We start from the raw sequence: 25,536 nt of genomic DNA on the forward strand, positions 1-25,536 counted from the left end.
TACTTTTAGATTGCATGATTTTCATTATCTGTGAAGGTCTTTAAAAAAGATGAATAATCTTTTTCCTTCATTAATAATTTTACACGGCTTGCGTCATTTAATAAACCAACAAGTTTTTCAAATAGTTCATCAAAGGCGATATCTTTTTGCGGGGATAGTGCAAAAAGGAAGATCAGACGTATTTTTCGATTATTCCAGGTAATCGGATGTTTTAATATACAAACAGATACAGCATTCACCTTGGCACATTTTTCTATAGGATGTGGAATAGCAAAATAATTGCCATAAGCTGTAGGTGCGATTTTTTCTCTTGCTAAAATCTTTTCTTCATAATCGCTGGAACAGTATCCTTTTTGAAGAAGCTTATCACAAATAAAGTGAATTGCTTCCTCTTTGCTTGCTACATCAATATCTGTGAAGAATAAATCTTGATGGAAAAAAGACTGTAATTCAATATGATTTGATGTTATATTTGTTTTCAGTAAATGAACAATACGTTTTAAATCATCATCTTTAGGAAATCCTTTACATACATATACTGGGATATCTAAAGCTTCAGGAAGAGGAATGAAGGAAATTACGATATCTGGTTGACATTCTTTCACTTTTTCGATATCAAAAATAGAAAATGTACCAGTGATATCAATCGTTAGATCACTACAACGCATCAACCTTTGTTTTAGAAAAGATACCACAGCAGTACTCATAGGATTTACGATAACTACTTTTTTATAAGTATGATGTTGTATTTTCTCTACAGCATTCATAATGTGAAGTGTGATATAGCCAATTTCATCTTCTAATAACACGGTATGTGTTCGTGATTGCATTTTCATCGCAATATAAACACTGATATCATACAACAATGGAAAGTGAAGCTTTATGTCTTTAATCAGAGGATTACTTAAAAAACTGTTTGACCGGATACGATTATCTAAACCTAAAAAATGTATTAATAGGTTTTCTTGGAAATCTTGATCTTGATGTAGGTCTAAATCATATTGTTGTTGAATATCATTCATTATTTCTGAAATAAAGGTGCGATACTCTTGGATTTTTTGATCCTGTATATCTGAGATTTTTCCGGAAAATAACCATGATAAGTATGTTAATTCCATATCTGATAAAGTAACATGAAACTTTTCTGATAACCCTTTATAAAAATCATGAGCCAGTGCCTCGGCTTCAGCACTAGGATGATAACCTTCAATATTTGTTATTTCATTGCCTTTATTTACACGTTCCAGCATAATCGCAATATGTAAAATAAAAGAGATGATTTCAAAGTCACGCAGTTTTAAATGATGATGCTCGCTAAAATCAAGAAAATATGCTTTCAAGTCATTGATATTACAAGAATTGAAAAACTCGGTATAATTACTTAAATTAAAGTTATATTGGTCCATTTCATGATTCATTAGATATGTATAAATTTGCCTTCTTTCTTCTTCACTGCCATTGATAATGAGCTTGTTGTTTCTTCGACGAATTTGCATGTTAGGATTTCTTCGTTCAATAATTTGATTAATACTATTTAATTGTTTATCCAGCGTGCTTTCACTAATATATAATTCATCGGATAATTGATAATAGTCTGTTTCCTTCTGTGATAATATTTGTTTAATGATATAAAGATAACGAGTCCTTCCAATTGTGGAACCATCTTCATCTAATAAGGAAAGAATTGGATTTTTATCATCGATCATATATCCTTTGCTTTTGATAGAAAGGATTAATTCTGGATATTGTTCATTGATGGTTCTGATTTCATTACGTATGGTTCGCTCAGAAATTTTCAGCTCTTTAGATAATTGAGAGGCAGTTAAGATTTCATTGGGATGAAAGCATTGTAGCAATTTTATTTGTCTAATCGTAAAAGTTTCCATGTGTTTTCAACCTTTCTATATGTACTAAAATTATACTGGGTTTTTGATGAAATTGAAAGCTATGAACAAGATTTTAATTGAATACAAAAAAGGATAAATGCAGATGTATGATGCATTATTTTGTAAAAAACTAATTTTTTCTTTATATATAGAAAAGGCTTACAAATAATCTAGTGAAAGCGTATAAAAATTGAAAAAATATCGTTGACAACTAATATTTTTCATGATATCCTAACAGCGTGATAAGGATTGTAACTGGTAAGCAGGCAACACCTAGATGATATTAAACTAAGGAATTATAGCTATTCATTATTTTAATATTGCTTAGGTGTTTTTTATGTAGAAGGGAGTGATTTCATGATTATTCAAAAGATTTTTAATAACAATGCTTGCATGGTTGAAGATGAAAATGAGAATGAAATCATTCTTATGGGAAAAGGTATAGCTTTCCAGAAAAAGCAGGGAGATAAAGTTGATGAAACAAAAATACAAAAACGGTTTGTATTTGATACAACAGAATTGAATCAGAAATTCTCACAATTATTTGACGAGATACCAGTTAAATATCTGGAATTAACAGATAGTATTGTGGATATGGTTCAAAATGAACTTCAGGTAAAACTTGATCCCAATATTTATATCGCATTAACGGATCACATATCTTATGCTGTAAATCGATATGAAAGAGAAGAGAAATTAAAGAATGTATTATTATGGGAAATAAAGAAATTTTATCCTAAAGAATTCAAATTAGCAATGAAAGCTTTAGATATGATTGAATATGAAACACATGTGCAATTAGATGAAGATGAAGCTGGTTATATTGCAATGCATTTTGTAAATGCTCAACATGATGGGGAAGAAATGAACCAGACAATTGCAGTTACAAAGATTGTCGAAGATATATTGCAGATTGTAGAGTTTCACTATCAATTTAAATTAGATGAAGATTCAATGAATTATATGCGGTTTGTGACACATATCCGCTATTTTGCCAGAAGATTATTTTCAAATGATATAGCACAAACACAGGATGAAATGTTATTTGAACAAATCAAAGATCGCTATCCAGAGTCGTATAAATGTACAGTTAAAGTAAAAAGATATATAGAAGAGCTTTATCATATATCGATTAGTCGTGAAGAAATGGTATATTTCATGCTTCACATTAATCGTGTATGTAATCGAGCAATTAGTCAATCGTCTTGATTAGGGTTGTAACTTTCAGTAGGCAAAGCCTAAACCGATGACACACGTTTTTATAGTGTTCAGGTTTAGGCTTTTAATTTGGTTTTCACTGATGGCCATCAGAAAACATAAATGAAATTTCAGGAGGTAATATTATGAGTAAGTATGAAGAAATTGCTCAGCAGGTAGTTGAGTATGTTGGCGGGATTGATAACATTGATTCTGTCACTAATTGTATGACAAGACTTCGTTTTACATTAAAGAATGTGAAAAAGGCAAATATTGAACAATTACAGAGTGTGAAAGGTGTGCAGGGAGTTGTGAACAAAAAAGGACAATTCCAAGTAGTAATTGGATCAGATGTGTCTTTTGTTTGTGATGAAATTAGAAAAATGGGAAATTTTAATGAAACAGTAACGGGTAATACAGATGAAAAGGTTTCCCTTTTGAATAAGGTTTTAGGAGCAATTACCGCAATATTCCAACCAGTTATTCCGGCTATTTGCGGTGCTGGTATGATAAAAGCAGTATTGGCAATTCTTACTGCGACAAGCTTGGTCACAACTGATTCACAAACATATGTTTTATTAAGCATGTTTGCGGATGCGGCATTCTATTTCTTGCCAATCTTCCTTGCATTCTCTAGTGCAAAAAGATTTAATTGTAATCCATATTTTGCGGCAGTTTTAGGTGCCGTATTGATTCATCCTACATTTACCGGTTTGGTAGCAGCAGGGGAGCCACTTTCTTTTGCAGGATTGCCAGTTCGTCTGGTATCTTATGGAAGTGCAGTCGTTCCACCAATATTGATTGTATTAATCCAATCTTATGTAGAAAAATTCGCAAAAAAAATCAGTCCAAATGCTGTTAAAGTATTCTTAGTACCATTAATTGTATTCCTGATTATGGCACCTTTATCCTTAATCGTGATTGGACCTTTAGGTTCTATGGTAGGGGATCTATTATATGTTGTATTTAATTTCTTGAACAATGAAGCTAGATGGGTAATACCTGTATTAATGGGTGCATTCTGTCCACTTCTAGTCATGACTGGTATGCATTATAGTTTAATGCCTGTACAACTTGCTCAATATGCAACATTGGGATATGGAACATTGTTAGGACCAGGTATGCTGGCAAGTAATATTTCTCAGGCAGGAGCATGTTTTGCAGTCGCAATTCGTTCTAAAGATAAAGATATGAAGCAAACAGCAATTTCTGCAGGAACAACAGCTTTATTTGGTATCACAGAACCTGCTTTATACGGAGTTACGATGCGATTAAAGAAACCTTTATTAGCGGTTATGATTGGTGGAGGAGTAGCTGGATTATGGGGCGGCTTAACGAACATGCGTACATATGCCAGTGCAACAGCTGGATTAACCGCAATACCTGTATATATTTGTGATGATTTCTCCAATGTGGTAAATGCTTGTATTTGTATCGTAATTGCCTTTGTAGTAACATTTATTGTGACATTCGTTATGGGATTTAAAGAAGAGAATACAACGCTGACGCAAGTAGATATCAAAAGTGAAAAAACAAAAAAAGAGTTAAATAAAGCTGTAAGTATTGCGTCACCATTAACAGGAAGCATTGTACCTTTAAGTGAAGTAAAAGATGAAGTTTTCTCTAAAGCGATTATGGGAAAAGGTGTCGCAGTATTACCAACCATCGGGGAAGTAAGGGCACCATTTAATGGTACGATTAATGCAGTATTTCCTACTAAACACGCAATTGGAATGACAAGTGAGGATGGCGTGGAAGTGATGATTCATGTAGGTTTAGATACAGTGGAATTAGAAGGTAAAGGTTTTACAACACATGTAAAAAACAATGATGTAGTAAAAGCAAATGATTTATTATTAACATTTGATATAGAAGCAATCAAACAGGCAGGATATGATATAGTAACACCAGTGATTATCACGAATAGTGATGAATATATTGATATTATAGAAACAAATGAAAAAACAATAAGTTCAGAAAAAGAACTAATGAAAATTTTTAAATAAGGATGTAGAAAACATGAAAACAGCATTTCCTAAGAACTTTTTATGGGGCGGTGCCACAGCAGCAAATCAATGCGAAGGTGCTTATAACGTAGATGGAAAAGGTTTATCGATTCAGGACTTTATGCCAGATGGCGTGATGAAGCCACCAGGAAAAACAATAGAAGAAAGAAATCTAAAACTAGAAGGCATTGATTATTATCACCATTATAAAGAAGATATCGCCTTATTCGCAGAAATGGGTTTTAAAGTTTATCGATTTTCTATCGCATGGAGTCGCATTTTCCCAAATGGAGATGAAGAGAAGCCAAATGAAGCTGGATTAAAGTTTTATGAGGATGTCATAGATGAATGTAGAAAATATAGAATAGAACCATTAATCACTTTATCTCACTATGAAACGCCATATCATCTAGCAAAAACATATGATGGTTGGCGCAGTAGAAAAATGATTGAATTTTATACGCATTATGCGAAAACAGTCTTTACTAGATATAAGGGAAAAGTTAAATATTGGTTGACTTTTAATGAAATAAATTCATTATGGCATTTTCCATACATGGGCGCAGGAATTTTAACACCAAAAGAAAAACTTAGTAAACAGGATTTATATCAGGCTGCGCATCATGAGCTTGTTGCCAGCGCAATGACAGTGAAATTAGCCCATGAAATAGATCCTGAAAATATGGTTGGATGTATGGTGCTGGGACTGGTTAATTATCCTAGAACCTGCCATCCGGATGATATTATCGCAGTGATGAAAGAAAATCGAAAAGGCTTTTTCTTTACGGATATCCATATGAGAGGATATTATCCTTTTTATACAAAACAAATGTTTGAAAAGGAAAATATTCACATTCAAATGGAAGATGAAGATATGGAAATTCTGAAAAATACTTGTGATTTCTTATCTTTTAGTTATTATATGTCAAAATGTATCGCAAAAGATGATTCCCAATATGAAAAAGGGAAAGGTAATTTAACTACAGGGGTAAAAAATCCTTATCTAAAAGAAAGTGAATGGGGATGGCAAATTGATCCTCAAGGATTACGATATATTTTGAACATGTATTATGAACGTTATGAAAAGCCATTATTCATTGTGGAAAATGGTTTAGGCGCAATGGATGAGCTTGTACAAACTGATCAGGGCATGTGTGTTGAAGATGATTATCGTATTGCTTATATGAATGATCATTTGTTAGAAGTGAAAAAAGCGATTGATGATGGAGTAGATGTCATGGGATATACTGCCTGGGGGTGCATAGACTTAATCAGTGCCTCTACCGCAGAAATGAAAAAAAGATATGGTTTTATATATGTAGATAGAAATAATGATGGTAGTGGTACTTTAAAAAGATATCGTAAAAAATCTTTTTATTGGTATAAAGAGGTCATTGCCAGCCAAGGATTAAATCTGATAGAAAAATAAAATATAAGTATAAAAAACTAGTGAATTACGATTAGCCTAATCATAATTTGCTAGTTTTTAAATGTTATTTGCATAATTCCTCCAAGGTTATACAATGGAATGCCTTATCTACTGTATGAACATCAAAATCGAAGCCTGATTTTGAAAAGATGAAATAATGGTAGTTCTTATATTTTGGAAATAGTTTAGATCTTTCTATTTGCTGTTGAAGGATAGAAAATTCTACTTTTTCATTTTTATATTTACATTCGCCAATAATCAGATTCATATTATCATCTGCCATAATATCAATTTCTTCTTCTTTTTTTTCTTTTGGATTATTTCCCCACCAATTTCCTATACGTGTAAACTGAATAGGTAGATTTCCTTTAAGATTTTCTTTCACCAAATATTGAATACAAATTTTCTCAAAGCCATATCCTAAATAATCACTTAAAAATGGTTTAACATCTTGATCATAAACATTATCTCCTAAACCAGTATTGATAGATGCTTGTTTTTGAAATACAAAACGATAGTAAAAACGAAATCCCAAATCGTATAATTGATAAACCCCTTTGCGGCTTTTTCCTTCTGATTCACCAAAGGGAAGATGTTTTTCAATGATTTGTAGTTGTATTAGATTACTGAGATATTTACTTACTTTACTGCTGGATTCATTTACATAATCACATATTTCATTCATTTTTGTTTTACCACAGGCAATCGCCTGAATGACTCTATTATAAACAGCAGGTTCGCGTAGCTCTTGTTTTAAAAGCATCCCCATTTCATTATACATATAGCCATAATTACTAAAGAATAGTCGTTTGATATTATCATCAGCACTTTCATCAGATTTTATCATGGAAAGATAATAAGGAGTGCCCCCAAGCGTACAGTATAGCTTAATTTGATCCTCGTAACAAAAGTTTGAATAAAAAGGTTGCGCATCAAAAAAAGTAAGTTCCTCTAGTTTTAACTGGGCAGTTCTTCTTCCAAAAAGGGGTGATTGATATCCCAGCACTTCACTTTCCATAAAGGAGATAGAGCTACCACATAATATCAGTAAAGTTTTTGTTTTTCTTAATGAGTGGTCAATAAATTCTTGCCATAAAGAAAGGGTTGAAGAATTTTGATAGGCCAAATAAGGAAATTCATCAATCATTAGAACACAAGGTTCTTTTTGTAAGTTTTCATATAAATACTGAAAACAATCATGCCAATTAGAAAACTCTTTTAGATAACTTGGACCGGGAAATTTACTTAATACTTTTTGTGAAAACAGACTTAGATTATATTGGTCCGTAGATTCTTGCGCCTGAAAGTATAATGAATTTGTTTTCTTTGCGAACTCATCCAATAGAAAAGTTTTTCCTATTCTCCTTCTTCCATATAGAATAAGACATTCAAAAGAATTGCTTTCATATAACTGATTAAGTAGTTTTAACTCATTTTGTCTACCGATAAACATAAGATTCACTCCTTTACCGAATCATGATTAGCATAATTACGATTCACTAACATTATATCACTAGTTTATGCGAAATTATACTAGAATATCAGTGATTTAGTAATATCTAAGGAACTGTTAATAGATGAGATTTTTATTGAAAGAATAAAATAAGTACAAGGCATAGCATAATAATTACATATATACATTTTATAATCTTAGATTTTTCTTTCATAAGAAAAGATAAAGAAAGTAGAAATTGTAACAGGATTACGCATAAGATATTTTTACTAATCATCAGTATGAATAATGTAAATGGTAAACTTACAAAAAACGATGGAAGGATAAATATTTGAAAAATCATTTTTCTATTTAGTTTTAAGTAAAATCCTTGTTCTTTCTTACTATATATTGGATTTAATAATTGTGATAATGAATGAAACACTAAGAAAAGAATAGCAGTCAGGAGAATATCTTTATATAACTTAAAAATAAGGAAACATAATGCTAAAAAGAGAGAAAATAAGCTTTCTGATATATATAAGGAGTGTTCAGCCATAAATCTGGAATATTGTATCTTAAAAAAGAAATAAGGATGATCATAATTTTCTAATAGATAATTTCTATGTTTATGATAAGTTTTTTTTGTTAACGTTTCTTGAGCCTTTATGAATCCTTCAAAATCAGTTTGAAAGCCTTGCTGTAATCGTAGAATAGATCGATAGATACTAATGATTTTTTCATAAAATAACTGTTTCTTTAGCAATACATACAGTATCTGGATAAGAATAAATGTATTAATTAAAAAGAAACTATGAAAATAATAAGCGCAAAGATAGACAATACAAATAATTGATAATGATGTATTTTTATGATGTAATTGAAATCTCAAAAAGGTATGATTTGCTATGGATAAACGAATCAATAGAATCATGATGAATGATGCTGTATGAATATCAAAAAACATTGGAAGAAATATGCTTGATAAAATGATAAAAATCACTGGTTTTATGATTGCTTTGAAGAAATAGATGCATTTAAAGACTTTAAAATCAATCAACTTTAATAGCACAAGATTAGGATGGATGATGACTTGGGGAATATCTTGAAATAATGGCTGGAAAGAAATCAATAAAAAAATGAATAATATATCATCTGATAACGTGATATGGATACGTGTAAATTTATCACTCAGAAACAAGAGGATAATTAAACCGGTAATGAATAAAAGTACTAATTTTCTTCGCTTTATAAAACCGATAAATTTTCTCCATTGTATCTTGATTAAGACTGGTGCAATATTAATCAACTGTGTCATGGCTTAACATCTCTATGATATCTTTCTCGTTGATTTGATCTTTCTGTATTTTTAAAATCCTCGAAGAAGTCATAATCAGGTAATCATCACATAAAGTGCTTAGATTTTCTAATTGATGGCTTGAAATAATAATTGTGTTTTTTACCTCTTTCTGATAATTTTTTATAAGAGCTATACAGTTTGTTGTCTGTACAGGATCTAAACCATTAAATGGTTCATCCATAAGCAAGTATGAAGCATGCCTAATTAATCCCATTCCAATATTTAATCGTTGTAAAGTACCTTTTGAAAGGGTATTTGGATAATTGTTTTTGTATTTATCTAAATCGAGGTTCATGATAAAGCTATGTATGAAACGCATACATGATTCTTTGCTTAATCCTGATGATTTCGCTATGAGGATTAGATGTTCTACAAATGTAAGTTCATTAAAACAAATACACTCATCAAAAACATAAGCAATATTCGTATCTAAAAAATCTGTATGATTTATAGAAATACCATCTATTATAATATTTCCGTTATTTGTGTTGATATATCTGGAAAGTACCTTCAATAAAGTGGTTTTACCAACACCATTTTTTCCAATCAAGCCATAGATTTTGTTGCTTTCTAATGTTAGCGTGATATCATTTAAAATATAAACATCTTGATAGGCAAATGAGATGTTTTTCAATTCTATCATATACAGACTCCTTTCATATTAGTTTCATTGTATGGAATATCTATATAAAATGCAAACATCAATGTCTATCATTCAAATTTATTGTCTATCATGCAAGTTGAAATTTATTTAATCGATGAATCATAACACTATTCATAAAATTTTTTGATATAATACCATAATGAAAAAGGTAGTGATTTGGAGGTTTATATATAATGATAAAAATAGCGATTTGTGATGATAATGAAAAAGATATCACTATAACAAATGAAATTGTAAAAAAATTTTTTGAATCATCGAATATTGATTTTGAAATTCGTCTGTTCACATCCGCAAGAGATTTATTAAACAATGCCGCAAGCTATCAGATGATTTTTCTGGATATTGAATTAAAAGATGCAAATGGAATAGAAATTGCGAAACATATTAATCATATGAATTATGAATATAAACTGTTTTTAGTATCTGGGCATACAGAATACTTAAAAGATGGTTATAAAGTGAAAGCTGAACGCTATTTCACAAAACCAATTGATTATAATGAATTCAAAATAGATATGCAGGAAGTTATCCAAGATTATATAAGAAATAGTAGTTTTATTTTAGATCCTAAAGTTGTAAAGCAGAAGATTTATATCAAAGATATTTTATATGTTGAAATACTGGCAAGAAAAACTTATTTGCATACAAAAAATAAAACGTATATCACACCTTATACACTATCGTATTGGAAGGATGTATTACAACCATATTGTTTTTCTCAGTCACATAAAGCATTTTATGTGAATCTACAAAATGTCGAAGATTACAATCATCAGGAAATTTATATGAATCAACAACAAAGCACGATACCATTATCAAGATTTTACAAAGATCATTTTATCGATGATTATATTCATTTTATTAGCAATAACATCTAAAAAGAAAGGAGAACAGTATGGAATTCTTTAATCTATTTGTTTCAAATATTTTAAATATTGGCATTTTCTTCTTGATTATCAGCAGACTTTTTCAACCCAAGCTAAATCAAAATTGTATATATTGCCTATTCTTAGCAGAGCTTATCTGTTTGTGTGTTGTGAATAGCCTGCCATATCCATTTTTGAATGCAATCATGATGATGGCGATAAATATTGCGATATTATTCAGTTGTTACGATGGTAAATCGTCTGTAAAAATATATATAACCTTCGTTTATATTTGTTTTGGTATGATCCTTGAAATGTTTTCTTTATTGCTTATTCATTATATATTTCATATGGATTATAATGATATAAAAGCAAATCACATCTATAATTTAATTGGAATTATATCCTCCAATACGTTTTTATATATTGTTATGTCCATGTTCTCAAAGTTTTTAAAAACGTTATCGAATACAAAGTATCCAAAGAAAACCATACTGCTGCTATGCTTGCCAATTACTTCAGTTCTATTTATAAGTAGTATGGATAATTTTGATAATATATTATCAGGTGATTATTTTACAGTCTTTTTGATTTTGATTGGTTTATTAGTATCTAATATATTATCATTTTATATCTTTTTCGATATTATAGAAATCGTAGAAGAAAACAGTAATATGAAGTTAAAAGAATCCTACGAAAAAATCGATGAATTAAATTATCAGCTTTTAGAAAATAAATATGATGCAACAAGAACCTTTGTTCACGATATCAAAAAGCATCTTAATATCATGAGTCAGTTTATTAAATCAAATGATTATAACGCTCTTTTATCTTATATTACTGAACTGAATCATGATGTTGAAAAAACAGATTATACAGTACAAACAAGTCAAAAAATTTTAAACATTGTCATGAGTCAGTATGTGAATATATTAGAAAAAGAACATATTAGAATCAAACTGGATATCGATGAAATTGACTTGTCTTGTTTGAGCATTCTTGAGCAAAATATTATTTTCAGTAATATGCTAGAAAATGCAATAGAAAGCTGTATAAAATGTACAGACTGTCGAAATATAATACTGAAATTAAAAGAAGATAAAAAATACATTATCATAAAGATGATAAATTCTTGTATAAATGCCAATATCATTGATGGATTTCCTCAAACATTAAAAAATGATAAAGATCAACATGGGTTTGGTTTAAAGAAAGTAAAAAATATCGTAGAAGAACATCACGGTAGAATGCTCTTTGACTATGATCCAAATCTTCAAACATTTTATACATCCATCATATTACCTGAAAATCATGTTTCTTAGTGCATGATAGACCAAATAATTGCATGATAAACAAAAATACTTCAACTAACATTTAAACATGATAACATAAGTTTGTTAGGAGGTATTTTCATGTCAAGGCAAAGAATTGTTATATTAGGTTTAAGTGTGTTGGCATATAGCATATTTTTATTAAATGGTACTGCGACTATAGGAGGTGTTCTTCTTATTGTTTTATCTATATTGTGTGCATGGATACTATACACAAATTTAACAAATATAACTCATATTGAAGAAAGTAATCCTCAATTTGATATTATGAAAAGCAGTATACGTTTTTGTGTTGTATTGTTAATTTTAGGTGTCATAGCTGCAATGCTGGTTCATTTTCAAATTATAAAAACAGAAAAACAAGAGAAATGGATTGCTGCAATATTTGTGATAGTTATAATGATAGGATTAGGCTATTATACATTAAACATACCATTTAATCAACACATTGGATTAAGGCTTCCTTGGACTGTGTTGGATGAGGAGGTATGGTTTGTGGCGAATCATTTATTAGGATATTTATCGATTCCTTTATCTATTATGTATTTGATAGCAATACCTTTATGCAATGATTTTGATAAGCTTACATTATGTATTATGATTGCTTGGATAGGCTTGCCAGCTATCGCTTCTTTGATCAAAATGTTCTTAAAAGCAAAATATTAATTAAAAGAAAAATAACCAAACTTAAATCGTCTTGGTTATTTTTTATAATTTAAATAAACAAATTCACATCAGATTCTTGCGCATCATCCAGGTAGGCACCAACACCTCAAAATTCAACATCATCACTATGTTGAGTGCTCATGAAATATAATTTTATTATATAGCATTTCCCAAAGCAGGCTGTTTCTTCAAACACAGGCAGATTCTTAATTTGCGCATAGCTTTACTGAAAGGAATAAGAAATCTGTGAGATTAATTTACTATCATTGGGAGATAATCAATTGCCTCATCATATGGACTGGTATGACTGTGATTGTCCCCTGCTTTGAGAATGCTTATGTGCTATAACAGGATTTGTATATAGCACCTCCTCATATTGGTTTATCTGTATATTAGATAAGATATATCAATCATATACCTTGAGGTAGTATTTTAAGCGTATTTTGAATCAAAATTATATAAAGGATCCAGACAGATCGTATTGATGCCGGCATCTAAAAATTCATCTAATTGTTCAGGCTTTAGACGCTTATCAGTAATCAAATATTGAATTGCGTGAATATCGCATGCATTAAATTGATGAACAAGACCAACTTTCGTACTATCTGCCAGTATAAAGACAGGACCATTGCAACGTCTAATCATTGCTTCATTGATAGAAACTTCCTGAATAATGGAAGTACTGATGCCGCTATGTACATCAATCCCACTACACCCTAGAAAACATTTATTGACAGTTACTTTATTTAAATTATTTAAGGCAAAATCACCCACCATAGATTCTTTGGGAAAACGTAATTCACCACCACATAATACAATTGTTATCATTGGGTCATGATCGATAAATATGGCTTTACCATTATTTGTGACCACCGTCACGCGTTTACCTTTTATATACGATAACAATAACAAAGCAGTAGAACTGGTATTAATAAATAACACATCATTATCCTTTACATATTGTGCCGCATATTTAGCGATAGCGTGTTTATAGGGCTCATTTGAAGATGCAGGGTCATGTTCAGTTCCTACAAAATCTATGATAGAGGCACCACCATAAAATCTTTCGATGAAGCCATGATCATTCAAATATTGTAAATCTCTGCGTATAGTTAAAGGAGAAACATGCAAGCGTTCTACCAATTCATCTACAGTTAGATGTCCAGCCGTTTTTAGTTCTTTTAATAAAGCATCTCTACGGGCATCAATGATAACTTTCTTGGTTTTCATAATGTTTGCCTTTGCTTTCCCTCTTTGATAAGGAGATCTTGTAACGCTTTTTCAATTTTTATATTCTTATGATATTTATCTAATTCCCAAAGGACTCTTTTTAGCTGTATATTCTTAAAAATCAGCTTAAAGTGAAAATTTCCTGTATTACATACAACCTGAAATTTTGCTGTCTGACATATGGATATTTCAATTTCTTCGATTGTGGACCAGGGAACCGTGAAGAATACTTTCTCAAAACCTTTCTCACTGATACCACGTTTTATAGCGAAAGTTGAAAATAAGAATGTATAAATACATATATTACGCACGATTTCCATAAGTGTTATCGTTTGCGTGATTGGGAATATGATAATCACAAAAAACATGATCAAAGCAATCGTGAATATATCATCATGTCCTTTTACAATGATTTTCTTATTACGCTTAAATACAAGATATATAATATAAAAACACGCTAGAATAATCAGTATTGAAACTGTGAAATTTAAATAATATATCATATAGATTCCTCCTCGTATCATGTACACTGACATGATAACACCGGAATTTGCATATAACAATCATATAGGATATAAAATATACATAAATGAACATAAAATGAACGAAGTTATTCTAAAACAAAAAAACACTACCTGTTAAATGACATGTAGTGTAATGGAAGCTTTTTCAAATGACTTTAAAAGATCAGTTGGGCAATTATGATCAGTTATCAGATGATGAATATCTGATATGGTACTTGTGATAAAATCTTTTTTTCTACCTATTTTTTGATGCTCGGTAATAACAAAGGTTTGTTTACTATGTGCAATCATCATTTGATTTATATTATTTTCTTCACAGATATTTGTGGTGATTCCATGTTCATATGAAATACCATCACAACCAATAAAGCATTTTGTAGCCATCACTTTTTTTAGATTGGTTAATGCTAAATCACCGATCAGGCTTTTCTTTGGATTATGTAAAATACCACCTGTTAAGAAAATAGAAACATTAGCATCATGCTGCATATGCAAGACATTTGCATTATTTGTGATAATCGTAACGGCTTTTCTTTTTATAAATGGAATGACTAATAAAGCGGTAGAACTGGAGTTTATAAAAATAATATCAAAGTCATCAATAAAGCTTGCCGCATATTCTGCTAGTGCGATTTTTGTATGATCTATATATGAATATTGATTGCTACCTTGTATAAGGCGTGCACCACCATAATACTTCTCTATATGTCCTTCTTTTTCCAGAACACTTAAATCACGGCGAATCGTGATTGGATTTATATGTAAGATATCAGATAATTCTTTTACGGTAATGGTATGTTTTGTTTTCAATATTTCAATGATCAGGCGTTGCCGCTTATCTATATTTGACTGTTCACTTTTCATAATAGCCTCCAATTAAAAAATATCAATATGTTGTCTAATTTGATTATAAACCTTGCGAAGCAAAGGTCAATAAAAACGCACAATTATACGAGTTTTTTCATTTTATTTATATTGCTTTATTGATTAAAAATGGGGAAAAACAAGCAAAAAGCTGAAGTTTTCATAAAAATATCAAATTTATCAATAAATCAAATAACGTTCATAAAGAGTGAATAATTCGCAATAAAATTCATTGACGGTAAAAAAACCAAAGCGCATAATCTTAGTGAAAAGTGTTTGCAAACGCTATCAAAGTCTTAAGCGTATTGTTCTTTGGAAGATCTACAGATAACATAACATCGCTTAGAAACAGAAAGGAGAGTAACATGAATTTCAATTGGTTATTGGATTTAGTGTTAAATCAGATATTTGGACAGCCATTCATACTGATTGGTATTATCGTACTGATTGGTTATCTGGCAATGAATCAAAAATTCTCAAAAGCTTTAACAGGTGCCTTAAAAGCAGCTATCGGTGTAATTGTTATGGGCATGGGTTCCGGGGCTTTGATTGCGAATTTCAATAAGTTAATTATGGCAATACAAACAGCAACAGGCATCACAGGTGCTGGGCTGAATACTTATCCTACGATGACAGCAGCTTATGAAAAGATGGATGCGATATTGGGCTCAGGAACAGGAGCCAGCTGGGGTATTTATACATTACTTGTGGCATTTATCTTAAACTTGATCTTCGTCGCTTTACGTAAATTCACGAAAATCAGAGCAGTTTACTTAACTGGTAATGCCATGATTGTACAGGCTGGTATTTCAACTTATATCGTTTGGAAGTTTTTAGGTACTGGTATGGTTCCAACCATTATCATTGCTTCAATTATTACAGCATTATATTGGGGAATCTTCTCAACTATGTTGATAAAACCAACGCATTTAATTACCGGCGCAGATTTCACAGTTGCCCATCAACAGATGTTTATCAGCTTCTTGGCATATAAATTAGCACCTTATATTGGTCATCCTGAAAAGGATGATATTGAAAAGAAAAAACTGCCGGCGTCTTTAAATATCTTACAGGATAACATCATTGCGACAGCATTGGTTATGTTTATTTCTGTAGCTATTATTATGCTGGTTGTTGGTTCAAAAAATATTGACTGGCTGCGAGGTGCTGATGGTCTTGCGCAGGCAGGTTTGAAAAACAACATTGTATTCTTATTCTGGATCACAATTACATTGACAGCCAACATCTATGTATTATTAGCAGGTGTTCGTATGTTTGTTGGTGAAATTATGATGTCATTTAAAGGTATTTCAGAAAAGTTATTACCAGGAGCAGTTGCTGGTGTAGATTGTGCCGCAACATTTGCATTCGCACCAAAATCTGTTGTTCTTGGTTTGATATTTGGTACATTGGGACAGGTCATTGGTCTATTAGGGTTAATCATCTTTAAATCACCAATTTTCCTGATTCCAGGATTTATTCCTTTGTTCTTTGATAACGCCACAATCGCTATATTTGCTAATAAATTTGGTGGTTGGAAAGCTGCAGGTGTGATCTGTACAGTGAATGGAATCATTCAGATCTTTGGTTCTATGTTAGCTGTTCAGATGACTGGCTTGTCATGGTGGCAAGGTAGTGCAGACTACGCAACCATTTGGGTTGTAGTAATTGGTGTTTTAAAGGCCATTGGATCTATGTTAGGTATACCAGTAGGAGCATAACCTGCAGATATAAAAAAATAAAAGGAGGTTGTTATTATGCATAAAAACAGTAAAGTAAATGAGAAGTTGATTGTACAGCCAGTATTTGTCAGTTTAATGCATCAGCATCGTTTTATGGGACCATGCCGTTATGGGTTTGGCGAAGAACTGAGTTATGAATTTGATCATAATGCAGCAGAAAAAGATTTGGCAGAATTTAATTCTGAAATCGCAGAAAATGTCGATCCGAATCTTGTGGAATTATTAGATACTCAATTTATCGAATGGCATGAAGATTTTGCTGTTCCTGATGATCAAGTCGAAAAAGCAATTGAGAATAATCAGAAGGTCGATGCATATTTGATTTCTGGTACACGATTAATTGCATATGTTTCCACTATTTTGGCAAAAAGAACAAATAAACCATTATTCTTCTGTCCGTTAACATCAAGTAAATATTCACGTTTGGGTGGTATTGATTCTACTGCACATATGAAAGCATTAGGATTTAAAGAAATGTATAACGCTTTGAATTATGACGATTTGAATAGAATGTTCCGTTTATTAAGAACAAGAAAAGCTATTCATGATACAAAATTGCTATTTGCCCTTCGTGATAATGTAATTTCATTTGGTTGTGTTAGTTCATTTATTAATTTACAGGATATTACTGATCGATTTGGAATGGAAATTTTAAACTTTAATGGACTAGAATTCTTTAAGATTATGGATGAATTCACAGATGAAGAAAACAATGAAGCAAAACGTATTGCGGATGGTTTGGTAAAAGATGCAAATTGTATGCATATGCCTGCTGAAAATGTAGTAAATGATACGCGTTTCTATGTTGCTGTAAATAAAATGCTGGATTTATTCAATTGTAGTGCATTTACGATTCCATGTTTTGAAATGTGTGCTACAAGAGAACTGGATAAACGTCATTTAACGTTCTGTTTAACAAATTCTTTACTGAAAGATGGTGGCATTCCAGCAGCATGCGCCGCAGATGTTGGTTCTGTTGTTTCTTTGGCTATTTTAATGAACTTAACGAGAAAATCACCACATATGGGAAACTGTATGGTAAATGTGAAGGACTTAGAAAACAATACCATGAGAATTTTACATGATGTTTGTACAAAGAAGATGAAAGGCTATGATGAACCAGATTTACCTATTGATTATGTAAGCTTTACAAGAGGAAACTGGGGAACAACTATGCGTTATGACTTCGCAAAAGATAAAGGCAATGCAATTACCATGATCAATTTAAGTCCAAGAATGGATAAGATGATGATCGCAAAAGGTGAGATTACTGGATGTGATGATTTCTTAACTCAGGAATGTCGTCATGCGGTTGTATTTAAAGTAAAAGATTCTACAGATTTCCATCGTAAAGAAGAAGATTTTGGTCATCACTTCGCATGGGTATATGGAGATTATACACAGGATTTAGCTGATTTTGCGAAATTGATGGGAATGGAAGCAGTGATTGCTTAAGGAGGACAGCGTTATGTTGAATATTCTATGTGTCTGTGGTAATGGTATGGGCACAAGTACGATTTTAAAAATCAATGTAAGAAGAATATGTGATGAGAATAACATTGATGCAAGTGTTGAATCATGTGCTTTTGGTGAAGCTCTTGCATACTTACAAAATACAGATATTGTGTTAACAAGTCCAGAATGGACAGCAATGCTTCCACCAACAAATGCAATTCTGGCTCAGACAAAGAATCTTGTAGATCTTGAGGGTGTTCGTGAAACATTGATGAATACAATCAAAGAACATTTTCCAGAAGAATTGCACAAATAAAACAGAAGCAGCGAATTTTCGCTGCTTCACTTTATCATAAAGGATTGGAGGTTTTTATGTTTAAAGAACTTATAGATAAAGGATTGGTTTCTTTTTATGATGGTTTTGATGATTGGAGAGATTCTATAACCGCAAGCTGTCAGCCAATGCTTGAAAAAGGCATTATTGATCAAGGATATATTGTTTCTATTTTTGCTTGTATCGCAAAATATGGACCATATATTGTGTTAGCACCCAATATTGCGATGCCACATTCCACAGAAAGTGGTGATGATGTTCATGGTACAGAAGTTGGTTTCATGCGAGTAGCGAAACCAGTGCATTTTGAAAAAGGAAATCCAGATAAAGATGCACGTATCTTCTTTGTTTTAGCCAGTATAAATCACGATGCACACATGAAACAAATGATGCAGCTTGCGACAATATTAGCGGATAAAGATATTGTCAATGCATTGATCAATGCCGAAAATAATAATGATTTGATTGAAATCGATAAGAAATTTAATCTATCAACATGGGAGTAAATGACTACTCCCTTTTTCTTTGGTTTGTCATAAAAAATCACATATAAATTATTTGTTTCCTATACACGAGATAGATAATACATGGATGTTTTCATTTAAAGCATATCATGAATCGCTTCACTTAGTTTAGCTAAATTATAGTCTTTGTCACAGTTTGTGACCTGATAGTAAATAAACCTTTTTCCCTTACAAAATTCTTTGATTAGAGTTGTTTTACCTACATGAATGTTTCCATAGACCGCAGCATATTCAAATCTATTTGATTCATATAATTCATTTAATTGTTCTAATTCTCGATTCCTTCCAAAAAACACGTTCATCACCACTTTCATATAGTTTGTATCTAAACGTATTTTAACATTATAAAAAGGTAACATCAATAAGAAGTACCTTTTATTGGAATAATTACTTAAGCTGATTGGGATATGTAAAGAATTAGATTCTATTTAGTTATATCGTATATAGTTATGAATGATAATATTTTTAAAGTCATCAAAATCCTTACATTTTTTAATTTCAGATATAACATCCTGTTCATTGACCAGTGATATTAGTGACTCATAAAGCTCATGAAAATGCTTGTTATCTAATTTATTAAACGCAATCATAAATATGACATTCACATTACGAGAATCTGTCCATTTTACGCCTTTGGGGCAGATTGCTACTGCAATACTTGTTTTATAAGCACTCATTTTCATAGGATGTGGAATTGCGATATTCATAAAAGCCGTAGAACTGGCATTTTCCCGTTTCCATACTTCTTCCTTAAAATCTGAGGCAACATATCCTAATGATATCATTTGATCAGCTAAAAGCTCTATGATTTCTTCTTTACGTGCTGTTCTATCATTCATGATATAAAATAATTCAGGATTAAAATATAAACTTATATTGTCCGCAATGATGTTGCCTTTCTTTTTGTTTTCTATTTTTATGATGGCGTCCATGATTTTATTTTTTTCATAATTCATATTGAATGGTGAAAGTAAAACGGATAGATAATTGCCTTTTGATACTACAGGGATTGTTGTGATTAATAGATCAAATATCTCATTTTCTAGTTCATTTTCAAAAGAAATCACTTTTTTTATTTCGACTTGTTCACCAAAATCCATTAAAATTTTATTATAAAGCATGGAACTTACGTTTAAATATTCTGGGCACAAAATTATACAGCTGACTTTGTATTCAATACTCTTTTTTCTTTCAATTTCTGTACCAACATGAAGGGCTAAAAATGCGATTTCATCCTCACTGATTTCATATCCAAAGATCTGCATTAACTGATAAGCCATAAAGGTTGAAATATCATATATTGTGGGGCAGGAAATTTTGATGGACTCTAACATTGGGTTTTTAATGACTGTATGATTTAATAATCGCTGTTTCAGATTTTTTAAATGCAATGCGAAAGGTGTCATGAAACTTTCTGAACTTAAATCCACAAAATAATGCTGATCAATGCTTTGGATTAAATCCTTTGTGATGGTTAATATATCTTGTGGTACGACTTTTGATAAATCATCTCCTTGTCCCTTTATGTGGAAATTGGCATTGGTCTTAAATAGAATATACACTTCAAACATTTCTGAAGATGTAAAAGTAACTTGAAATATATCTTCTAATGCTGTGCATAATTCTGTGATAATTGGATGCTTTTCAATAATTAAGTCTGTAGTATGATCATCAGAATCAGCGATATGATTACCATTATGAATTCTATTGATCATAATCGTTACATGTAAAATTAAATTGATAAAAGAGAAGTCATTGATATAGTAATGGTGCTTTTGGAAGATATCTTTTATGACATTACAAGCCTTCTCAATATCATAGTCTGGAAAGCTTTCCTGAAGAAACGTCAAATCTAAAAAGTTGCCACTTGCTTCTTCAGACATCACATGTGTAATTAATTTACGTTTATTTTTTTCTGAACCATAGATTTTAATTTTGTTATCCTGGCAAGAAAATGTAATGTTGAAATTCGCAAAAGAAGTATTCATCTTATAAATATCATTTTTTAGCGTAGAATCGCTGATAAACAGCTCATCACATATATCAAAAAGGTCAATTTCTATCTGCTTTTCCAGCAATAATTTCTTGATAATATAAATGCAGCGACCATCATAGTCTTGTGGAATATTATCTTTATAATGCAATAATACGGAAGCTTTGTGTTTATCTATTTCATAGCCTCTATTATTGGAGTTGATTAATTCAGGAAATTGAAAATTTAAATCGGATATATAAGATTTCACAGTTCTAATAGAAATAGAAAGAGATTTTGATAATTCTTCTGAAGTGGTTCTATTGTGTTTATACAGATATTCTATTAACTCTTCTTGCTTTTTCTTCATCATTTTCACTTCCTTTTTTAGCATTACTAAGTATATTATAATGGTTTTTTCAGTATTGTGAAACTGGAAAATTGCACCGTGCAATTATTGCTTTTGCACAGTGCATTTTTTCGTTTGAGAGAAATGAATGAGAATGGTTAAATGTAGATGTAAAGTTCAAGAACTTGCATTACGAAGAAGGAGGTCATTAAGTTATGGCACAATTACATATTTACTTATGCTGTGGAGGGGGATTGTCATCAGGTTTTTTGGCTCAGAAAGCTAGGGCAGCAGCAAAAAAATCGAAAATTGATGTAACAGTAGAAGCAAAGAGTGAAAGCGAAGTAACACAATATTTACCGAAAATGGATATTCTGTGTATCGGACCACACTATGAATTTCGTCTAAAAGCTTTTCAGGAATTAGCAGAACCTTATCAAATTCCAGTCATTGTTATTCCAGAAGAAATTTATTCCATGCTGGATGGAAAAGCATTATTAGAGCTTGTACTTCAGGAATTAAAAGTAGAGAAAGATTAAAAATTTGGAGGATAAAATATGAATGCAATAATGAGTTGGTTTACAGACAAGTTGGCACCCGGGATGCAAAAGATATTTGCAAATCCATGGATTAGTGCTGTCGCAAGTGCAATGCAAAAAATATTACCATTTATCTTAGTTGGATCCGTTGTTTCTATATACAATGTATTTGTAAGATATATTCCAGCTTTACCAGATATGAGCTTTGTGAATACATTCAGTTTTGGCATGATGTCATTAATCGTATCTTTTATGGTAGCCTATTTTGGCATGGTAGAACTTGATCATCCTAAATATACTATTACAGCGGGTCTTACTTCTTTAACTGTTTTTGTGATGGCATTATGTCCATCTATGGCAACTCTGTTGAAAAATGCAGAAACTGGAAAAATGGAATTAACGATTACAGATATCAATTTCTTAGGTGGTAGTGGATTATTTATCGCAATTATTGTCGCATTGGTTGTCATGATTGTTTTCCACCTTTATGCGAAATTACATGTATTAGAAAATAGTGCAACAATGCCGGATTTTGTTTGCGAGTGGATCAATAATATTATCCCTATGACATTTATTTATCTATTGTTTGGTATTACAGTATTCACAATTAATTTCGATTTAGTCGCATTTATTAATATGGTATTCCAGCCAGTTGTAAATATTGGTCAGTCTTTACCAGGTTTTGTGATTATCTGTTTCTTATATGTATTGCTTTATTCCGTAGGTATTTCTGCATGGTCTTTAAATGCTATCGTAAAACCAATTTTGATGGCTGGAATTGCGGCGAATGCCGAACTTGCATTAGCAGGTGGACAACCAATAAATATTGTCACAACTGAAACGATATTTACGACTGCTTTGATCGCAATGGGAGGCCTAGGTGGTACATTGCCACTTAATTTCTTAATGTTGTTTAAATGTAAATCAAAGAAACTAAAAACAATGGGAAAAATTTGTTTAGGACCTTCCATATTTAATATCAATGAGCCATTGGTATATGGTGCACCAATTGTATTTAATCCATTATTGATGATTCCTATGTGGATGAATTCTATTGTTGGCGCATTAGTTGTATGGTTTATCATGAGTGCAGGATTCTTAAACATCCCAGCAGGTGTAAACAATATTTCACGTATTCCGGCTCCAATTTGTACATGGTTAACAACGGATGATATGAGAGCATTCTTATGGTTCTTTGTATTATTTGCCATTTATACATTGATTTGGTATCCATTCTTAATGAAGTATGATAAGCAATTGGTAAAAGAAGAACAAGAAAAGAATGCATAAGCAGGATTGGTTATAGAAAGGAAGAGTTTTAATGGATGAAAACAATATATTAATACCTGTTTCCATGAAAATCATCATGAAAGCAGGGAATGCCAGAACAAAAGCAAATGAAGCGATGGATGATGTTGCAGCATTCCAATTTGAAGAAGCAAAAAACAAAATAGCAGAAGCAAGAATTGAAATCACAAAAGCACATCAGGAACAAACAGAAATTATACAAAAGGAAGCCGCTGGTGTACATTATGAATCTTGTTTATTGTTTACACACGCACAAGATACATTGATGACCATTATGAGTGAAGTGAATCTTGCAGAAAAGATGATTCTTGTATTTGAGAGCTTTTATAAGCAGAAAGATAGATAAAGTTATGCGTATGAATGATATTTACAAAGATTGTATAAAAGATAGCTTTCCTAAAGATTTTCTTTGGGGTGTAGCCATCAGTGCCAAACAGGCAGAAGGTGCAAAAGACAGAGCAATCACGGTTGCGGATTTGCAAGATTATAACCCGAATGATACATCTAAAGTAAAGGGTGATTTAAGTAAACAAGAAATATTAGATCGTCTACAACATCCAGACCAATATTACTTTCCCAAAAAACAGGGAATTAACTTTTATGAAACATATCAGGAAGATATAAAGCTGCTTACAGAAATGGGAATCAAATGTTTTCGCTTCTCTATCAGCTGGGCCAGAATCTATCCAAATGGTGCGGAACAGGAAGTAAGTGAAACAGGATTACAGTTTTATGAACATATTTTGGATATGTTAAAAGAACGACAAATTGAACCGATTGTGACCTTATACCATGATGATATGCCAGTAGATTTAGCATTAAAATATAATGGCTTTATGAGTAAAAAAGTGATTGATTTATATGTTGAATATGCCACAGTTGTAATGAAAAGATTTAAAGATAAAGTAACATATTGGATACCAGTCAATCAGATTAATCTTACAAGAGTTGGTTTAAGTTCAATTGGCGTTATCAAGGATACTGTCACAGATCTTGATAAAATTAAGTATCAGGGAGTACACCATAAATTTATCGCATGTGCGAAAGTAAAAGAAATTGGTGTAAAGATAAATCCTAGCTTTAAATTTGGCGCAATGTTAGCGGATTTCCTTGTGAATCCTATGACTTGTAAGCCAGAAGATGTAAGCTTTGCGACTGAGAAAAATCAAATGACAATGTATTTTTATTCAGATGTACAATTGCGTGGTAAGTATCCAGGATATGCCATTCGTTATTTCAAAGATAATGGCATTGATATTGAAATGAATCAAGATGAATTGGAATTGATTGTGCGTCATACATTAGATTTCCTTGCGATTAGTTATTATAATTCTAATGTTGTCAGTGCTGATAAAAACTCTATGGCCATTGGGGATTCTCAACTGAACCCATACTTGAAAGCTAATCCATGGGGATGGACCATAAATCCTTTAGGGTTATATGATGGTTTCCTTCGCTATTGGGATCGCTATGAAAAGCCTTTAATGATTGCAGAAAATGGTTTTGGGCAAATTGAAGAACTACCTGAAAATCATATTATTCAGGATGATTATCGTATTGATTATATCCAAGAACACATAAAGGCAATACAAAAAGCGATACAACATGGTGTAGAGGTATTTGCCTATTGTGCATGGTCGCCAATCGATATGGTATCTTCTGGAACAAGTGAAATGAAAAAGCGTTATGGTTTTATTTATAATGATCAAGATGATTTTGGAAATGGAACGTATCAACGCTATCCTAAAGCATCATTCTATTGGTATCAGTCATTAATTAAAAAAAAATGGTATGATTGATTAGATATTGAAGAAAACATTCTCTTTGAGGATGTTTTTTGACTTTTAAATGATATATT

The 25,536-nt window shown here is 31.5% G+C and carries 22 protein-coding genes; 14 read left to right on the top strand and 8 right to left on the bottom strand.

The window, feature by feature from the left end:
• Positions 1-5: 5 nt before the first annotated feature.
• Positions 6-1,886: a BglG family transcription antiterminator gene (locus DW761_RS09225; RefSeq protein ID WP_117517774.1), complete on the bottom strand. Its 1,881-nt coding sequence runs from the start codon at positions 1,884-1,886 to the stop codon at positions 6-8.
• 357 nt (positions 1,887-2,243) lie between these two features.
• Here DW761_RS09225 and licT point away from each other — a divergent pair, with 357 nt between their 5' ends.
• The 3 genes from licT to DW761_RS09240 all read left to right on the top strand — a co-directional run bounded on the left by licT (position 2,244) and on the right by DW761_RS09240 (position 6,518).
• Positions 2,244-3,095 carry a BglG family transcription antiterminator LicT gene (gene licT, locus DW761_RS09230; RefSeq protein ID WP_117454518.1) on the top strand — a complete coding sequence of 284 codons (852 nt, stop codon included), beginning with the start codon at positions 2,244-2,246 and terminating at the stop codon, positions 3,093-3,095.
• A 134-nt stretch (positions 3,096-3,229) separates the two neighbouring features.
• Positions 3,230-5,089, top strand: coding sequence for a beta-glucoside-specific PTS transporter subunit IIABC (locus DW761_RS09235; RefSeq protein WP_117517776.1), 1,860 nt, complete (start codon positions 3,230-3,232; stop codon positions 5,087-5,089).
• 13 nt (positions 5,090-5,102) lie between these two features.
• Complete coding sequence (locus DW761_RS09240; protein ID WP_117517778.1) at positions 5,103-6,518, top strand: glycoside hydrolase family 1 protein; 1,416 nt, start codon at positions 5,103-5,105, stop codon at positions 6,516-6,518.
• Between the two features lie 64 nt (positions 6,519-6,582).
• Here the strand turns inward: DW761_RS09240 and DW761_RS09245 are convergent, their stop codons facing one another.
• The gene (locus tag DW761_RS09245; RefSeq protein ID WP_117517780.1) at positions 6,583-7,971 is read right to left on the bottom strand and encodes an ATP-binding protein; all 1,389 of its coding nucleotides are present in this window, start codon (positions 7,969-7,971) and stop codon (positions 6,583-6,585) included.
• A 1,280-nt stretch (positions 7,972-9,251) separates the two neighbouring features.
• The gene (locus tag DW761_RS09255) at positions 9,252-9,953 is read right to left on the bottom strand and encodes an ABC transporter ATP-binding protein (RefSeq protein ID WP_117454523.1); all 702 of its coding nucleotides are present in this window, start codon (positions 9,951-9,953) and stop codon (positions 9,252-9,254) included.
• 194 nt (positions 9,954-10,147) lie between these two features.
• Between DW761_RS09255 and DW761_RS09260 the strand changes: the two genes are divergently transcribed.
• From DW761_RS09260 to DW761_RS09270, 3 genes are all read left to right on the top strand, one after another.
• On the top strand, positions 10,148-10,852 hold the full coding sequence (locus DW761_RS09260) for a LytR/AlgR family response regulator transcription factor (protein WP_117454524.1): 705 nt from the start codon (positions 10,148-10,150) through the stop codon (positions 10,850-10,852).
• 17 nt (positions 10,853-10,869) lie between these two features.
• Positions 10,870-12,162, top strand: coding sequence for a GHKL domain-containing protein (locus tag DW761_RS09265; protein WP_117454525.1), 1,293 nt, complete (start codon positions 10,870-10,872; stop codon positions 12,160-12,162).
• A gap of 90 nt (positions 12,163-12,252) precedes the next feature.
• Positions 12,253-12,837: an SdpI family protein gene (locus DW761_RS09270; RefSeq protein WP_117454526.1), complete on the top strand. Its 585-nt coding sequence runs from the start codon at positions 12,253-12,255 to the stop codon at positions 12,835-12,837.
• A gap of 432 nt (positions 12,838-13,269) precedes the next feature.
• Here DW761_RS09270 and DW761_RS09275 read toward each other — a convergent pair whose 3' ends face one another.
• The 3 genes from DW761_RS09275 to DW761_RS09285 form a co-directional block, all read right to left on the bottom strand.
• Positions 13,270-14,067 carry a DeoR/GlpR family DNA-binding transcription regulator gene (locus DW761_RS09275; protein ID WP_117454527.1) on the bottom strand — a complete coding sequence of 266 codons (798 nt, stop codon included), beginning with the start codon at positions 14,065-14,067 and terminating at the stop codon, positions 13,270-13,272.
• On the bottom strand, positions 14,064-14,570 hold the full coding sequence (locus tag DW761_RS09280) for a hypothetical protein (protein WP_117454528.1): 507 nt from the start codon (positions 14,568-14,570) through the stop codon (positions 14,064-14,066). Before DW761_RS09280 ends, DW761_RS09275 begins: the two co-directional genes overlap by 4 nt.
• Before the next feature lie 135 nt (positions 14,571-14,705).
• Entirely contained in the window at positions 14,706-15,455 is a 750-nt protein-coding gene (locus DW761_RS09285) for a DeoR/GlpR family DNA-binding transcription regulator (RefSeq protein ID WP_117454529.1), read from the bottom strand.
• 365 nt (positions 15,456-15,820) lie between these two features.
• Between DW761_RS09285 and DW761_RS09290 the strand changes: the two genes are divergently transcribed.
• Genes DW761_RS09290 through DW761_RS09305 form a run of 4 tightly spaced genes read left to right on the top strand, consistent with a single transcriptional unit; the run spans position 15,821 to position 19,492 of the window.
• Positions 15,821-17,176 carry a PTS transporter subunit IIC gene (locus tag DW761_RS09290; RefSeq protein WP_117454530.1) on the top strand — a complete coding sequence of 452 codons (1,356 nt, stop codon included), beginning with the start codon at positions 15,821-15,823 and terminating at the stop codon, positions 17,174-17,176.
• Positions 17,177-17,212: 36 nt separating this feature from the next.
• On the top strand, positions 17,213-18,652 hold the full coding sequence (locus DW761_RS09295; protein WP_117454531.1) for a hypothetical protein: 1,440 nt from the start codon (positions 17,213-17,215) through the stop codon (positions 18,650-18,652).
• 13 nt (positions 18,653-18,665) lie between these two features.
• Complete coding sequence (locus tag DW761_RS09300) at positions 18,666-18,968, top strand: PTS sugar transporter subunit IIB (RefSeq protein ID WP_117454532.1); 303 nt, start codon at positions 18,666-18,668, stop codon at positions 18,966-18,968.
• A gap of 56 nt (positions 18,969-19,024) precedes the next feature.
• Complete coding sequence (locus DW761_RS09305; RefSeq protein ID WP_117454533.1) at positions 19,025-19,492, top strand: PTS sugar transporter subunit IIA; 468 nt, start codon at positions 19,025-19,027, stop codon at positions 19,490-19,492.
• Between the two features lie 95 nt (positions 19,493-19,587).
• Here DW761_RS09305 and DW761_RS09310 read toward each other — a convergent pair whose 3' ends face one another.
• Both DW761_RS09310 and DW761_RS09315 read right to left on the bottom strand, forming a co-directional pair.
• A complete protein-coding gene (locus tag DW761_RS09310) occupies positions 19,588-19,806 on the bottom strand; it encodes an ATP-binding protein (RefSeq protein WP_158552295.1) in 219 nt (72 codons plus the stop codon).
• A gap of 132 nt (positions 19,807-19,938) precedes the next feature.
• Positions 19,939-21,855 (bottom strand): BglG family transcription antiterminator, encoded by a 1,917-nt coding sequence (locus DW761_RS09315; RefSeq protein ID WP_233513071.1) that lies wholly within the window; start codon positions 21,853-21,855, stop codon positions 19,939-19,941.
• Positions 21,856-22,046: 191 nt separating this feature from the next.
• On the opposite strand from DW761_RS09315, the gene DW761_RS09320 reads away from it, so the two are divergent.
• From DW761_RS09320 to DW761_RS09335, 4 genes are read left to right on the top strand one after another with little or no spacing between them, the layout of a single operon-like run.
• On the top strand, positions 22,047-22,370 hold the full coding sequence (locus DW761_RS09320) for a PTS sugar transporter subunit IIB (protein WP_117454535.1): 324 nt from the start codon (positions 22,047-22,049) through the stop codon (positions 22,368-22,370).
• Between the two features lie 18 nt (positions 22,371-22,388).
• Positions 22,389-23,660 (top strand): PTS sugar transporter subunit IIC, encoded by a 1,272-nt coding sequence (locus DW761_RS09325; RefSeq protein WP_117454536.1) that lies wholly within the window; start codon positions 22,389-22,391, stop codon positions 23,658-23,660.
• A 31-nt stretch (positions 23,661-23,691) separates the two neighbouring features.
• A complete protein-coding gene (locus DW761_RS09330) occupies positions 23,692-24,024 on the top strand; it encodes a PTS lactose/cellobiose transporter subunit IIA (protein WP_117454537.1) in 333 nt (110 codons plus the stop codon).
• Positions 24,025-24,034: 10 nt separating this feature from the next.
• A complete protein-coding gene (locus tag DW761_RS09335; protein WP_233513072.1) occupies positions 24,035-25,477 on the top strand; it encodes a glycoside hydrolase family 1 protein in 1,443 nt (480 codons plus the stop codon).
• Positions 25,478-25,536: the final 59 nt, after the last annotated feature.

Origin of the sequence: Absiella sp. AM29-15, from assembly GCF_003434225.1 — a bacterium.
Taxonomy (GTDB): Bacteria; Bacillota_I; Bacilli_A; order Erysipelotrichales; family Erysipelotrichaceae; genus Hoskinsella; species Hoskinsella hominis.